Origin of the sequence: Microbacterium esteraromaticum, assembly GCF_016907315.1 — a bacterium.
Classification (GTDB): Bacteria; Actinomycetota; Actinomycetes; order Actinomycetales; family Microbacteriaceae; genus Microbacterium; species Microbacterium esteraromaticum.
The window spans coordinates 250095-264710 of the sequence record NZ_JAFBBS010000001.1; the positions used below are offsets into that span (position 1 = coordinate 250095).

At 68.2% G+C, this 14616-nt stretch carries 13 protein-coding genes and 1 tRNA gene; 10 read left to right on the forward strand and 4 right to left on the reverse strand.

Translation table 11 applies throughout. The annotated features are described in order from the left end of the window. Window position 1: 1 nt before the first annotated feature. The 3 genes from JOE67_RS01230 (at window position 2) to JOE67_RS01240 (ending at window position 2811) form a co-directional block, all read left to right on the forward strand. On the forward strand, window positions 2–841 hold the full coding sequence (locus JOE67_RS01230; protein WP_204973743.1) for an aldo/keto reductase: 840 nt from the start codon (window positions 2–4) through the stop codon (window positions 839–841). A 123-nt stretch (window positions 842–964) separates the two neighbouring features. Then, window positions 965–2080, forward strand: coding sequence for an acyltransferase family protein (locus JOE67_RS01235; protein WP_204973744.1), 1116 nt, complete (start codon window positions 965–967; stop codon window positions 2078–2080). After that, a complete protein-coding gene (locus JOE67_RS01240) occupies window positions 2077–2811 on the forward strand; it encodes a hypothetical protein (RefSeq protein WP_204973745.1) in 735 nt (244 codons plus the stop codon). The genes JOE67_RS01235 and JOE67_RS01240 overlap by 4 nt, the downstream gene beginning before the upstream one ends. A gap of 7 nt (window positions 2812–2818) precedes the next feature. On the opposite strand, the gene JOE67_RS01245 is transcribed toward JOE67_RS01240, so the two are convergent. Continuing rightward, window positions 2819–2891: transfer RNA gene (locus tag JOE67_RS01245), tRNA-Val, on the reverse strand. Between the two features lie 153 nt (window positions 2892–3044). Here JOE67_RS01245 and aceE point away from each other — a divergent pair. From aceE to JOE67_RS01275, 6 genes are all read left to right on the forward strand, one after another. Further along, entirely contained in the window at window positions 3045–5771 is a 2727-nt protein-coding gene (aceE, locus tag JOE67_RS01250; RefSeq protein WP_204973746.1) for a pyruvate dehydrogenase (acetyl-transferring), homodimeric type, read from the forward strand. Between the two features lie 28 nt (window positions 5772–5799). Then, complete coding sequence (locus JOE67_RS01255; RefSeq protein WP_204976584.1) at window positions 5800–6990, forward strand: PucR family transcriptional regulator; 1191 nt, start codon at window positions 5800–5802, stop codon at window positions 6988–6990. 121 nt (window positions 6991–7111) lie between these two features. Continuing rightward, window positions 7112–8032 carry an acyltransferase domain-containing protein gene (locus JOE67_RS01260; protein WP_204973747.1) on the forward strand — a complete coding sequence of 307 codons (921 nt, stop codon included), beginning with the start codon at window positions 7112–7114 and terminating at the stop codon, window positions 8030–8032. Continuing rightward, a complete protein-coding gene (locus tag JOE67_RS01265; RefSeq protein ID WP_204973748.1) occupies window positions 8029–9027 on the forward strand; it encodes a beta-ketoacyl-ACP synthase 3 in 999 nt (332 codons plus the stop codon). Before JOE67_RS01260 ends, JOE67_RS01265 begins: the two co-directional genes overlap by 4 nt. 62 nt (window positions 9028–9089) lie before the next feature. Then, window positions 9090–9338 carry an acyl carrier protein gene (locus JOE67_RS01270; protein WP_099195056.1) on the forward strand — a complete coding sequence of 83 codons (249 nt, stop codon included), beginning with the start codon at window positions 9090–9092 and terminating at the stop codon, window positions 9336–9338. 82 nt (window positions 9339–9420) lie between these two features. After that, window positions 9421–10659 (forward strand): beta-ketoacyl-[acyl-carrier-protein] synthase family protein, encoded by a 1239-nt coding sequence (locus JOE67_RS01275; protein WP_204973749.1) that lies wholly within the window; start codon window positions 9421–9423, stop codon window positions 10657–10659. Between the two features lie 70 nt (window positions 10660–10729). Here JOE67_RS01275 and yczE read toward each other — a convergent pair whose 3' ends face one another. Further along, window positions 10730–11413: a membrane protein YczE gene (gene yczE / locus JOE67_RS01280; protein WP_204973750.1), complete on the reverse strand. Its 684-nt coding sequence runs from the start codon at window positions 11411–11413 to the stop codon at window positions 10730–10732. Between the two features lie 95 nt (window positions 11414–11508). Here yczE and yczR point away from each other — a divergent pair, with 95 nt between their 5' ends. Beyond that, on the forward strand, window positions 11509–12915 hold the full coding sequence (yczR, locus tag JOE67_RS01285; RefSeq protein WP_204973751.1) for a MocR-like transcription factor YczR: 1407 nt from the start codon (window positions 11509–11511) through the stop codon (window positions 12913–12915). A 161-nt stretch (window positions 12916–13076) separates the two neighbouring features. On the opposite strand, the gene JOE67_RS01290 is transcribed toward yczR, so the two are convergent. Together JOE67_RS01290 and JOE67_RS01295 are read right to left on the reverse strand one after the other, a co-directional pair. Continuing rightward, the gene (locus JOE67_RS01290) at window positions 13077–13580 is read right to left on the reverse strand and encodes a DUF3145 domain-containing protein (protein ID WP_204973752.1); all 504 of its coding nucleotides are present in this window, start codon (window positions 13578–13580) and stop codon (window positions 13077–13079) included. 179 nt (window positions 13581–13759) lie between these two features. Further along, a complete protein-coding gene (locus JOE67_RS01295) occupies window positions 13760–14533 on the reverse strand; it encodes a hypothetical protein (RefSeq protein ID WP_204976585.1) in 774 nt (257 codons plus the stop codon). Between the last annotated feature and the right edge of the window lie 83 nt (window positions 14534–14616).

Below are 14616 nucleotides of genomic sequence, written 5' to 3' on the forward strand. Positions count from 1 at the left end.
CATGACCGCTGTTCCCGTCTTCACCGCCCACAACGGATTCCGGCTGCCCGCCGTCGGCCTCGGCACCTACCGGCTCAACGGGGAGGACGGTGCACGCTCCGTCGCCGCGGCGATCGAGCTCGGGTACCGCCTGATCGACTCGGCGTTCAACTACGAGAACGAGGGTGCCGTTGGCGCCGGCGTCCGGGCATCCGGTGTCGACCGGTCCGAGATCATCGTGACGACGAAGCTGCCAGGCCGACACCATGAGACGTCGAAAGCACGCACGAGCATCGAGGAGAGCCGGTTCCGCCTCGGCCTCGACGCCACGGATCTGCACCTCATCCACTGGCCGAATCCGAGCGCCGGCAGGTACGAGCAGGCATGGCAGGCGCTGGTCGACGCTCAGCAGCGAGGCACGGTGCGCCACATCGGCGTGTCGAACTTCCTGCCCGAGCACCTCGATCGCATCGAGGCGGCATCGGGCGTCCGGCCCGTCGTGAATCAGATCGAGGTGCACCCCTACTTCCCGCAGGAGGAGGCGCTCGCGTTGCACGCCGAGCGGGGGATCCTCACGGAGGCGTGGTCTCCGCTCGGGCGCGCCCGCGAGGTCGTGAATGAGCCGGTGATCACGGAGATCGCCGATAGCCACGGCATCTCCCCCGTGCAGGCGATCGTCGCCTGGCACGTCGCCCGAGGCACGGTGTCGATTCCCAAGGCATCGTCGCCCGAGCATCAGCGCACGAACCTCGAGGCGGCAGCGATCGTGCTCGATGCGGCCGAGGTCGAGGCCATCACCGCGCTCGGCCGCCCGGGCGGACGGCTCTTCGACGCCGATCCGGCCACCCACGAGGAGATGTGACACTCACCTCGACGTCCACCGCCCGACAGCGGATCCGGTCGCGGTTCCCGACGACCCGTCGTTCGGCTCCGTATCGGCGCTTCCCGACGGGTGAGCAGGTCGCCGCCTCGTATACTGACGCGGATGTCTGAGCACAGCGAGCCCCCCGTCACGCCGACCCCCCTCACCCGCGCCGAGGCCCGGCGCTCCGGCGCGACCCCGCCCGCCGCGGAGCCGACGGTCCCGCCCACGACGCAACCGGGTCGCGGCGCAGACATCAGCCGCGCCCTCGAACGTCACGACCGTCGCATCGGCTGGATGGACCTGCTGCGAGGCCTGTCGATCCTGCTCGTGATCCTGCATCACAGCACTCAGATCGTCGCCTACCGCATCGACGAGGTTCCTGCGTTCTTCGAGTTCCTCAGCGCGTTCTTCGCACCGTTCCGCATGCCGATGCTGATGTTCCTGTCGGGGCTGCTCGTCGCCGGATCCCTGAACGCCCCGACCGGCAAGTACGTATGGGGCAAGGTGCGCCGCATCGTGTGGCCGATCATCGTGTGGACGTTCATCTACACGGCGTCCCAGCTGGTCGCCGACCCCGGCCTGAAGCACATGCCGTGGGAACCCGGTTTCTGGGACACCTACCTGTGGTTCATGCAGTTCATCTTCGCGTACTACATCGTCGCGCTGCTGCTGAAGTGGGTGCCGGCGTGGGTGATGGTCGCGGTGCCGTTCGCCGCGATGTTCCTGATCCCCGCCGACCTCGAGCTGCTTCAGCGCTTCTTCTACCTGATGCCCTTCTTCTTCCTCGGCGCGTTCATCGAGAAGCACTGGGATCAGTACGCCCGGGTGCTGAGCGTGCCGCTCGCGGCTGCCCTCGCCATCATCCCGATCGGCGTCGCCCTGTACTCGGGCTTCATCGACCCGCTCTGGTACGAGCCGCTCTCCGCACTGCCCGCGATGCTCGGCATCCTGATCCTGGTGCGGCTCACAGCCGCCGCCCCCGAGGTCGGATGGCTCGCACCGGTGCGCTTCGTCGGGCAGTACTCGCTGATCTACTACGTCGCCCACTACCCCGTCTTCGCAGCCCTCGGCTGGCTGGCCGCGAAGGCCGGCATCACGAACCCCGGGCTGGGTCTCGTGATCATCTTCACCGTGACGGTCGCGATCGCGACCGGATTCGCTCTGATCGGCCGGCGGATGCCCGTGAGCCTGCTCTTCGAGCTTCCGCGTCGGATCGGTCCGTCGAAGCGGACATGACCTTCTTCGAGCAGGTTCCGGGTCCTTCGCCCTCATCGCGCTCGCAGCGGCCCGGTGCTCGCGGCGTTCCGACCGCCGTCCTGCTCGTGATCATGGCCGCGGTGACCGTCGGCGGTCTGTGGCTGATGTCGGAGGACGCCAAGTCCGACGAGCCGCTCCTCAGCCGCATCCTGCCCGGTATCTTCCCCGCCGCCCCGGAGATGACGACCGACTTCGCGGAGCTGGCCGACCGGATGACTCTCACCGCCGAGGGCCGGGAGGTGCTCGCATCGACGCAGCCGCGGTTCGTCGATGCGGCGGAGCTCGATGATCTGTGCGGCAGCAACTCCCACGGTGTCGACGACGGCACCATCCTCGGCTGCTTCACGGGCTTCTCGGACTCGCGCGCGCAGGACCGCATCGTGATCCTCGAACCGACGGACGAATGGGTGGCGCAGTCGCTGCTGACGACGACTGCTCACGAGCTTCTGCATGCCGTGTACGCGCACATGCCCGAGGACGAACAGGCTCACGTGGCCGATCTCGTGGCGGCTGCGACCGCGCGCATCCCCGCCGAAGACCCCGTGCACGAGCAGATCGCCGCATCCATGGGCGGAAACGAGCAGAACCGCGCCACCGAGCAGTTCGCCTATCTCGGCTCGCAGGTTCCACTCGACGCGCATCACGATGCGGAGCTCGAGCAGATCTACGCGCAGACCTTCGAAGACAGGTCGGTGCTTCTGAGCCGGTGAATCACGGTGGGCCCTGCCGGGATCGAACCGACGACATCCACGGTGTAAACGTGGCGCTCTACCAGCTGAGCTAAAGGCCCTGGTACCCACATTCTACGGTGCGGAATATGAAGAACCCGTCATCGGAACGGATATAGGCTGAGCACAGCGCGTGTTGTGCAGAGCCGACAAGGCTCCCCCACGCCGCATCCCGTTTCCTTGGCACGACCTGCCAGCTTGACGAAAGGCTCCACGTGACCGTCCACGATCAGGATCCGTACTCCCAGGCACCTCTGGACAGCGACCCGGAGGAAACCGGCGAGTGGCAGCAGTCACTCGACGAGCTGGTGGACGCGAAGGGTCCCGGCCGCGGCCGGGAGATCATGCTCAGCCTTCTGAAGCGCTCGAAGGAGCGTCACCTCGGCGTGCCGATGGTGCCGACCACCGACTACATCAACACGATCGCGGCCGAGAACGAGCCCGAGTTCCCCGGCGACGAGGAGATCGAGCGCCGCTACCGTCACTGGATCCGCTGGAACGCCGCAGTCACCGTGCACCGCGCACAGCGCCCCGGAATCGGGGTCGGCGGACACATCTCCACCTACGCCGGAGCCGCATCGCTGTACGAAGTCGGCTTCAACCACTTCTTCCGTGGCCAGGACCACCCGAGCGGCGGCGACCAGGTCTTCATCCAGGGCCACGCCTCTCCCGGCATCTACGCCCGGTCGTTCCTCGAGGGCCGGTTGAGCGAGGCCGACATGGACGGCTTCCGCCAGGAGAAGTCGCACGAGGGCAGCGCCCTCCCGTCGTACCCCCACCCGCGCTCGATGCCGCACTACTGGCAGTTCCCCACCGTGTCGATGGGCCTCGGGCCGATCAACGCGATCTACCAGGCGCAGGCCAACAAGTACCTCACCAATCGCGGCATCAAGGACACCGGCGACCAGCACGTCTGGGCGTTCCTCGGCGACGGCGAGATGGACGAGGTCGAGAGCCGCGGTCAGCTGCAGGTGGCGGCGAACGAGGGCCTCGACAACCTCACCTTCGTGATCAACTGCAACCTGCAGCGTCTCGACGGCCCCGTGCGAGGCAACGGGAAGATCATCCAGGAGCTCGAGTCGTTCTTCCGCGGTGCGGGCTGGAACGTCATCAAGGTCATCTGGGGCCGTGAGTGGGACGACCTGCTCGCCCGCGACACCGATGGCGCGCTGCTCAACATCATGAACGCGACCCCTGACGGCGACTACCAGACCTACAAGGCGGAGTCGGGTGCGTACATCCGCGAGAACTTCTTCGGACGCGACGAGCGCGCCGCAGCACTGGTCAAGGACCTCTCCGACGACGACATCTGGCACCTCCGTCGCGGCGGCCACGACTACCGCAAGGTCTACGCGGCCTACAAGTCGGCCGTGGAGCACAAGGGTCAGCCCACCGTCATCCTCGCGAAGACCGTCAAGGGCTACGGCCTCGGACCGCACTTCGAGGGTCGCAACGCGACCCACCAGATGAAGAAGATGACGCTGGACAACCTCAAGACGTTCCGCGACACCATGCAGATCCCGATCACGGATGCGCAGCTGGAAGAGAACCCGTACCTGCCCCCGTACTACCACCCGGGTCAGGACGACGAGACCATCCAGTACATGCTCGAGCGCCGCCGCAACCTGGGTGGTCTGCTGCCCGAGCGCCGCACGAACCACACGTCGATCTCGCTCCCCGAGGAGTCGACCTATGCGCTGCCGCGCAAGGGGTCCGGAACGCAGGAGATCGCCACGACGATGGCGTTCGTCCGGCTGCTGAAGGATCTGCTTCGCGCGAAGGACTTCGGCAACCGCATCGTGCCGATCATTCCCGACGAGGCCCGCACGTTCGGTATCGACGCGTACTTCCCGACCGCGAAGATCTACAACCCGAACGGCCAGCACTACACCTCGGTCGACCGGCAGCTGCTGCTCGCCTACAAGGAGAGCCCGCAGGGCCAGATCGTGCACGTCGGCATCAACGAGGCCGGGGCCATGGCCGCGTTCACGGCGGCGGGCACGTCGTACGCGACGCAGGGCGAGCCGCTGATCCCGATCTACATCTTCTACTCGATGTTCGGCTACCAGCGCACGGGTGACGCGATGTGGGCTGCGGGCGACCAGATGGCGCGCGGATTCATCATCGGCGCCACCGCGGGGCGCACCACGCTGACGGGCGAAGGCCTTCAGCACGCCGACGGCCACTCTCCGCTGCTGGCCTCGACGAACCCGGCCACCGTGTCGTACGACCCCGCCTACGGCTACGAGATCGCGCACATCGTGCGCTCGGGTCTCGAGCGCATGTACGGCGGGTCGCACCCCGACCCCGACGTCATGTACTACATCACGGTCTACAACGAGCCGCTCGTGCAGCCGGCTGAGCCCGAGGACGTGGACGTCGACGGAATCATCCGCGGCATCCACCGCATCAAGCCTGGTACGGGTGAGGGCCACAAGGCCCAGCTGTTCGCGTCGGGTGTCGGCGTGCCGTGGGCGCTCGAGGCGCAGGAGCTGCTGCAGAAGGACTGGGGCGTCAGCGCAGATGTGTGGTCGGTGACCTCGTGGAGCGAGCTGCGCCACGACGGCCTGGCCGTCGACGAGCACAACTTCCTGCACCCCGAGGAGGAGCCGCAGACCGCGTACCTGACGCAGAAGCTGCAGGGCGCAGAGGGCCCGGTCGTCGCGGTCAGCGACTTCATGCACGCCGTGCAGGACCAGATCCGGCCCTGGGTGCCGAACCGGTACTACACGCTCGGAGCCGACGGCTTCGGCTTCTCCGACACGCGCGCCGCGGCTCGCCGCTTCTTCAAGATCGACGGCCCCTCGATGGTGGTGCGGACGCTCCAGGCGCTGGCCGACGAGGGCAAGGTCGACCGCGCAGTCGTCGGCCAGGCGATCGAGAAGTACCGCCTGTTCGACGTGAACGCCGGCACCAGCGGAAACGCGGGCGGCGAGAGCTGAACCTGTGAGCAGTACCTCTCAGCAGGCCATGGACAAGGCCGCGACTCTCGCCTGGCTGCGCCGGATCTCCGGTGACATCGCGACGGTGACGATCAAGCGGCTCGAAGACACCCTGCCCTGGTACGCCGACATGCCACCGGCCCGACGCTCAGCCGTCGGGCTGGTGGCCCAGGCCGGCATCACCTCGTTCATCCAGTGGTACGAAGACCCCACGTCCACACCGTGGATCGCCGCCGACATCTTCGCCGCCGCTCCCCGAGAGCTGCTGCGCAGCGTCAGCCTGCAGCAGACGCTGCAGCTGATCCGCGTCACGGTGGAGGTCACGGAAGAACGCGTCGCCGGTCGCGGCGAGGATCTGCGCGAGGCGATCCTGCTGTACTCGCGCGACGTGGCGTTCGCCTCAGCCGATGTGTATGCGCGCGCCGCCGAGGCGCGCGGGCTGTGGGATGCCCGGCTCGAGGCGCTCGTGGTCGACTCGATCCTCACCGGTGAGGCCGATGAGGAGCTGCCCAGCCGCATCGCGGCCCTCGGATGGCACGGCCACGGAGAGGTCTGCGTGATCGTGGGCACTACTCCCCCGCAGTTCGACGTCGACCTCGTGCGACGCACGGCACGGCGCCTGTCGGTCGATGTGCTTATCGGCGTGCAGGGGTCGCGGCTCGTGCTCGTAATCGGACGCGCACAGGTACCAGGCAAGGAGGACGAGGGCGAGGATCTGCCGTTCAGCGAGATCGCCCAGCGTCTCGAGCCGTCGTTCGGCCCGGGCTATGTCGTGCTCGGTCCGCCGGTCTCGGCGCTCGTCGACGCCGGTCAGAGCGCGCGTGCGGCTCTCGCGGGCTTCGCCGTCGCCCGGGCCTGGCGTGGTGCACCCCGCCCCGTCGAGGCCGACGATCTGCTGCCCGAGCGCGCACTCGCCGGTGACACGCTCGCGAAGCAGACGCTCATCGAGCGGATCTTCCGTCCCCTCCAGGCGCACTCGACGGACCTGGTCACGACCCTGTGGAGCTATCTCGACAACGGCCGCTCCCTCGAGGCGACCGCGCGGGAGCTGTTTGTGCACCCGAACACGGTGCGATATCGACTCAAGCGGGTGACCGAGGTGATCGGGTGGGACGCGACAGGCCCGCGCGAGGCGCTGATTCTGCAGACAGCACTCATCCTGGGCTCGATCGGAGCCGCGGAGCCGGCTCGGCGACGAGCGATCCAGCGGCGCCGCTGAGGCTGCCTTCGGTGCCGTGGCGGACTGCCACGCGCGCGACTGTGCGCCACGCACAATCGATTTGCTGATTGTTGTGATGTTTCATCCACCGTCTACGGCCGATCGTTGGCAGACTGGACTGGTGATTGTCGTCGCATCGCCCGGACAGGGTTCCCAGACTCCCGGTTTCCTCGCACCCTGGCTCGAGCTGGACGGCGTCGCCGATCAGCTCGCCACCTACTCCGAGGCCGCTGAGGTCGATCTGATCGCACACGGCACCGAGTCGGACGCAGACACGATCCGCGACACCCGCATCGCGCAGCCGCTCATCGTCGCCGCGTCACTCATCGCGGCGAATCAGCTGGCACAGCGCGCTGGTCGCCCCGCAGACGGCGTCGCCGGCCACTCCGTGGGCGAACTCGCGGCGCTGGTCGGCGCGGAGGTGCTGACCGCTGCCGACGCGATGCGCCTCGTGGGCATCAGGGGGCGGGCGATGGCGGATGCCGCAGCGCAGACGCCCACCGGCATGAGCGCGGTGCTCGGCGGCGACGCCGACGATGTGCTCGCGCTGCTCGACGAGCTCGAGCTCAGCCCGGCGAACTACAACGTCGCCGGCCAGATCGTCGCGGCAGGCGCCCTGCCTGCCCTCGCGCAGCTCGCTGAGAGGGCTCCGCGCGGCGTGCGGGTCATGCCGCTGCAGGTGGCCGGTGCGTTCCACACCTCCTACATGGCGCCCGCCGTAGACACGCTGCGGACCGCCGTGGCCGAGATCAGCCCGAGCGATCCGACGGTCACCCTGTGGTCGAACCGAGACGGCTCTGTCGTCCAGGACGGCCAGGAGGCGCTCGACCGCATCGTCACGCAGGTCTCGTCGCCCGTCCGCTGGGACCTCTGCATGGAATCCTTCGCCGCGGCCGGCATCACGGGCTTCATCGAGGTCGCGCCGGCGGGCGCCCTCGTCGGACTCGCGAAACGAGGCCTGCGCGGCATCCCGAACGTCGCGGTGAAGACCCCCGACGATCTCGACGCAGCTGCAGAGCTGCTGAATGGAGCAGTCTCGTGAGCACCCTCAAGCAGGCCACCGGCGCCGCGTACACGCGCATCTACTCCGTAGGAGCAGCGCGTGGCGAGAACTCCGTGCCCAACGACGACCTCGTCGGGCCGATCGACTCCAGCGACGAGTGGATCCGGCAGCGCACAGGCATCATCACCCGCACCCGGGCCGTCGCCGAGACGAGCGCGATCGAGCTGTCGACCGACGCCGCCAAGGAGGCCGTCGAGCGGTCCGGCATCGACCCCGCCGAGATCGACCTGGTCATCGTGGCCACGATCAGCAATCCGAAGCAGACCCCCTCCGTCGCGGCGATCGTGGCCGACCGCATCGGCGCCACGCCAGCCGCCGCGTACGACATGAACGCCGCATGCGCGGGTTACGCATACGCGGTCGCCCAGGCCGACGCGCTCATCCGGGCCGGAGCCGCGCGTCACGCGGTGGTCATCGGCGCAGAGAAGCTGTCGGATGTGGTCGATCCGACCGACCGCAGCATCTCGTTCCTGCTCGGCGACGGCGCAGGCGCTGTGGTCATCGGCCCCAGCGAGACCCCCGGCATCTCGGCGACCGTGTGGGGCTCAGACGGCTCGAAGGCCGATCTGGTCGGCATGAACCACACCCTCACCGACTTCCGTGACGGCAAGGCGCCGTGGCCGACGCTCCGTCAGGAGGGTCCTCGGGTGTTCCGCTGGGCGGTCTGGGAGATGGCCAAAGTCGCGCGCGAAGCGCTCGAGAAGGCCGGCATCGAGGCGTCCGACCTCGCGGCCTTCATACCGCACCAGGCGAACCTGCGCATCATCGAGGAGTTCGCCAAGCAGCTGAAGCTGCCTGAGACCACCGTCATCGCACGCGACATCGAGACCACGGGCAACACCTCAGCCGCCTCGATCCCCCTCGCCACCCACCGTCTGCTCGAGGAGCATCCCGAGCTCAGCGGCGGACTGGCGCTGCAGATCGGCTTCGGCGCAGGGCTCGTGTTCGGCGCGCAGGTGGTCGTGCTCCCCTGATCGGGCGCGCGCCTTCCCTAGACTGTTCACCGGTTCCAACCAATTCTGAATAAGGAGAAACCATGGCTCTCACCCACGACGAGGTCCTCGCCGGCCTCGCTGAGCTGGTCACCGACGAGACGGGCATCGACGCCTCCGAGGTCCAGATGGAGAAGTCGTTCACCGACGACCTCGACATCGACTCGATCTCGATGATGACGATCGTCGTCAACGCCGAGGAGAAGTTCGGCGTCACCATCCCCGACGACGAGGTCAAGAACCTCAAGACCGTCGCCGACGCCGTCAACTTCATCGTCGCCGGCCAGGAGTAACACCCCTCGATGCCACCCCCGCGGACCGCGGGGCGTGGCATCCTCCTTCCTGCTCTGATCCCCCTCCTCACGAAGGACACCCATGACCAAGCGCATCGTCGTCACCGGCATCGGCGCCACCTCCGCCCTGGGCGGCACGGCACCCGAGAACTGGGCGAACCTGCTGGCAGGCCAGTCGGGCACTCACACCCTGACGCACGACTGGGTCGAGAAGTACCAGATCCCCGTGCAGTTCGCCGCCGAGGCCGTCGTGCGTCCTGAGGAGGTGCTGCCTCGCCACGAGGCCAAGCGCCTCGACCCGTCCACGCAGTTCGCGATGATCGCGGCGCGTGAGGCATGGGAAGACGCAGGAGCGCCCGACGTCGCCCCCGAGCGCCTGGGCGTCGACTGGGCGACCGGCATCGGCGGCATCTGGACGCTGCTGGACGCCTGGGACACCCTGCGCGAGAAGGGCCCGCGTCGCGTCATGCCGCTGACCGTGCCCATGCTTATGCCCAATGCCGGCGCCGGCAACCTCTCGCTGCACTTCAACGCTAAGGCCTTCGCGCGCACGGTCGTGAGCGCATGCGCGTCGAGCACCGAGTCGATCGGAAACGCATACCAGCACCTGCAGGACGGCCTGGCGGACGTCGTGATCGCCGGTGGTGCCGAATCGGCCATCCACCCGATCACCATGGCATCGTTCTCGTCGGCTCAGGCCCTCTCGCGCCGCAATGACTCCCCCGAGACGGCATCGCGCCCCGGCGCGATCGACCGTGACGGCTTCGTGATGGGCGAAGGCGGCGCCGCCCTCGTGCTCGAGACCGAGGAGCACGCCAAGGCCCGAGGCGCGAAGATCTACGCCTACGTGGTGGGCAGCGGCGTCACCGCCGACTCGTACCACATCACCGGCAACGACCCCGAGGGCGCGGGCGCCGCCCGCGCCGTCGAAGCGGCGCTCGCCCAGGCGGGAGCCTCGCCCGACGAGGTCACCCACATCAACGCCCACGCCACCTCGACTCCGGTCGGAGACCCGAACGAGTACGAGGCTCTCAAGCGCGTCTTCGGCGCGCGCATCGACGAGATCCCCGTGTCGGCCACCAAGGCGTCGACGGGTCACCTGCTCGGCGGCACCGGTGCACTCGAGGCCGTCTTCACTATCCTCGCGCTGCGGGATCGCGTCGCGCCTCCCACGATCAACATGACCGAGCCCGACCCGGCCGTGCCGTTCAAGCTCTCGACCGAGCCGCAGCCGCTCGGTGACGGTGACCTGCTGGCGATCAGCAACTCGTTCGGCTTCGGCGGACACAACGCCGTCGTCGCGTTCCGCAGCGCGGACTGAGAAGCGAACACGGAAGCGGCCCTCGAGGGAACTCGAGGGCCGCTTCCGTGTTCCCGACCTGGACGCGGGATCATCGCGCGCGCAGTGCTCGTGTGCTCTCACCGGTGGTGACGGCACCGGATCGGCGCTCGCGGATCCTCGTGAACATCGGAAGGAACCAGCCGATGAGTGGTCCGACCCCGAAGGCGAAGAGCACGGTGCCCACGCCGACGGGGCCGCCGAGCAGGAATCCGATCGCCAGCACGCCGCCCTCGAGCAGCGTCCGGATGAGCCAGACGGGCCGCCCCGTGCGTCTGACCAGTCCGGTCATGAGCCCGTCGCGCGGTCCAGGGCCGAAGTCTGCAGAGATGTACATGCCTGTGGCGAGGGCCAGCAGCACCAGTCCGCCGAGGAAGAGCGGCAATCCGGCCCACGGCGACGGCATCGGCGGCACCAGCAAGAGGGTGATGTCAGCCGATGGCCCGAGCACGACGGCGTTCAGCAGCGTGCCGAGGCCGACGCGCTGGCGCAGAGGGATCCACAGCAGCAGCACGATCCCCGCGATCAGGCACGTGACCAGGCCGAAGCCGAGCCCGGTGCGCTCGGTGAGACCGAGTGCCAGCACGTCCCACGGCGAGACCCCCACGCCCGCACGCACCATCACACCCATGGCGACCCCGTAGAGCACCAGTCCGCACAGCAGCTGCGCGAGGCGTTCGACGAGGTCACGACGGGACGAGAAGGCGATGGGGAGGAGGACGGAGCGGAGTGGCATGACTACATGCTGGCGCTGCGAGAGCTCCATCGAGCGAGACCACTCTGGAGGAAGTGGCCTGCTTCTCCGATGCCACTCTGCGGCATGCTGGAGTCATGTCCTCCCGCCTCGTCGAGCAGATCGGCGCGCACAGCGCTGCAGGAGCCTCGGCGTCTGCGCTGTCGATGCAGATCCGCGCTCTCATCCTTGACGGCCGGCTCACGGTCGGCGAGAGGTTGCCCAGCGAGCGGGCCCTTGCCGCCGAGCTGCGTCGATCGCGCTCGACGATCACGCGGGTGTACGACCTGCTCGAGGCCAACGGCTACGCGCTGCGACTGCACGGAGGCGGCACCCTGGTCGCGCTCCCCCATGCGCCAGGTGCACTCCCACCGGTCGATGGCGCTACGAAGGCGATCGACCTCTCCATCGCATCCATGGATTCGACGCCTGGCCTCTACGACGCGACGGTGCGCTCTCTCCCGCGGCTTGCGGCGATGCGCGGGACGAGCGGCTACTCGCTGCAGGGCCTGCCGGAGCTGCGGGATGCCATAGCTCAGCGCTTCACGCAGCGCGGGGCGCCCACCAGCGCCGACCAGATCATCGTGACATCGGGCGCGCTCAACGGGATGAACCTCGTACTCGCGACCATCGGCCGTCGAGGGGCACGCGCGCTGATCGAGCAGCCGACGTTTCCGCACGCCATCGAGGCGCTGCGCCGTCATGGATACCGGATGCTTCCCACACCCGTGGACGTCGGCGGGTGGGATCCGCTTCACCTCATGGATCTCCTGCTCCGCGCCCGACCGCATGTCGGCTACCTCATCCCGGATTTCCACAATCCGACCGGGGCCAGCCTCACCGATGAGTCGCGGTCGCGCATCGCTGCGACAGCTCGAAGCGCAGGCACCCGCCTCATCGTCGACGAGACGACCGCCGAGCTCGACATCGACAGGGGCTGGACGCCGTCTCCTCTGGCCGCGCACAGCCCGCAGATCATCTCGATCGGCTCCATGTCGAAGATCGCCTGGGGAGGGATGCGTCTCGGCTGGATCCGCGCCGAACGCGACCTCGTCGACCGCCTGCTCGCCGTTCGGCCGTCCTTCGAACTGGGCACGGCACTGCTCGAGCAGTGCATCGCCATCGAGCTGCTCGACGACATGCCGTCTCTCTCTGCCCACGTGACGTCTCGACTGCGCGCGGGGAGAGCGGCGGTCGCGACCGGCCTGGACGCGATCAGCGGGCTGCAGATGCCCCCGACGCCAGGCGGGCTCTCGGCCTGGCTGGACCTGGGCGCTCCCGTGTCGACGCAGCTCTCGCTCGCGGCACGCGAGCGTGGACTCGTGCTCCCGCCCGGTCCGAGGTTCGCGACCGGCGGGGTGCTGGATCGACGTCTGCGGATTCCGATCACCCTGCCGCCGGAGCGCACGCGTGCAGCCATCGACCGCCTGCGCCTCGCGTGGGAGGACGTCTGCGAGGGCTCCGTCGCGCATGCCGGCGAGCTTCCGCGGGCAACGGTCATCTGACGGACACGACGAAGCCCCCTGCTTCCCCGCAGGGGGCTCCTGTCATGTGCGGAGGATTCGCTTTCTCGGTCCCCGGGTGCGATCACCGGGTCCCGGTACCGGCGCCTCCTCCGCAGGTCTCTCGGGCCGGCCCCACGTCACCTCTCACGGAGGCCATCTCCCTAGCCCACCTTGTGCAGCCAGACGACATGAGTGTCGTCGCCGGCGTGCCGGAAAGGCTCGAGCTCTTCGTCCCACGCCGAGCCGAGGGCGACGTCGAGCTCGCGCTGCAGCTCGGCCGCATTGCCTGCGGCGATCTCCATCGCGTAGCGGATGCGGTCTTCGCCGATCACGATGTTGCCCGCCGAGTCGGTCTGCGCGTAATGGATGCCGAGGTCCGGCGTGTGCAGCCACCGACCGCCCTCGGTGCCCGGAGTGGGGTCTTCCGACACCTCGAAGCGCAGGTGCTCCCACCCGCGGATCGCGGTGGCGAGAGCTGCGCCGGTGCCGGCAGGGCCGTCCCAGTAGAACTCGGCGCGGCGCGTTCCCTGCTGGACAGGCTGATCAGTCCAGTCGAAACTGACGGCACGACCGATAGCGCGTCCGACCGCCCATTCGAGGTGCGGGCAGAGCGCGCGTGGAGCGGAGTGGATGAACACCACTCCGCGTGCGTATCCCGTCGCCATGATCTCTCCGTTTCATCAGGTACGTCTTCCCCTACGACCTGATCCGAAGATGCGGCGAGCTATGCGGTTGTACGGCGATTATCGCCCAGAACAGCAGGAATCACAACCGTGTGGTTCGACATGCGACGGCGGCCCCGATCCTGAGGACCGGGGCCGCCGTCGTGAGCCGATGCGGCTGCTTACGCCTCACTCATCGCGAGCTTGGCCTGCTGGCCCTTCGCGGCGTAGTAGGCGGCGCGGGCGGCGTCGCGGCGGGCCTGCTCCGCGTAGCCGGCCTCGAGGACGTCCTGCGGAACCTCGACCTGCTCGTGCTGGTCGGTGCCGTGGTACTTCTCGATGTAAGCGTCGAGCTCGGGGCCCGACTCCCACGAGGTGATCAGGCAATAGCGCGGCTCGGTGCCGTTGTGCGTGGTGGCGTGCCACAGACGCTGCGTGTCGACGATGAGCTGAGCACCCGCGGGGAGAGCGATGCGGTACTCGATGCTCGGGTCGGTGCGGTTCTCGCGCAGGACGAAGTAGCTGTCCTTGTCGTCGGTCAGGTTGAAGAAGCCGCGCACGACCCAGCCGGTGCCGTCGGGGTTCAGACGGTTGTTGTCGTCCTGGTGCAGGTTGTACAGGCACTCGCCGTACGGGGTCGGCTGCAGCTCGATGACGCGGCAGCGACCGACGTTGGCACCGGGCTCCTTGGCACGGGCGGTGAGGGTCGGAGCGATCGCGGTCTGCGAGTCGATCCAGACGCCGTCCTTATCGGTGCGCGGCGGCTTGTGGTTCCAGAACCCGTTGCACTCGATCTCGCCCTTCGCGCTGGCGAGAGGTGAGAAGCGGGTGTCGCCCGAGGACTTCCAGTCGACGTACTCGATGTCGAGCCATTCCTTCGGGTCCATCTCCCCGCCGTACGGGTCGAGGATGACGAATCCCTTGTCTTCGAGGGCTGCGGACTTGATGTATCCCATGATCTGAGTCATGTCCTTTCGTAATGGGCCAGCACCTTTTAACAGGCCCTACTTAGGTAAGCCTACATCGGCGCCCTGTACGC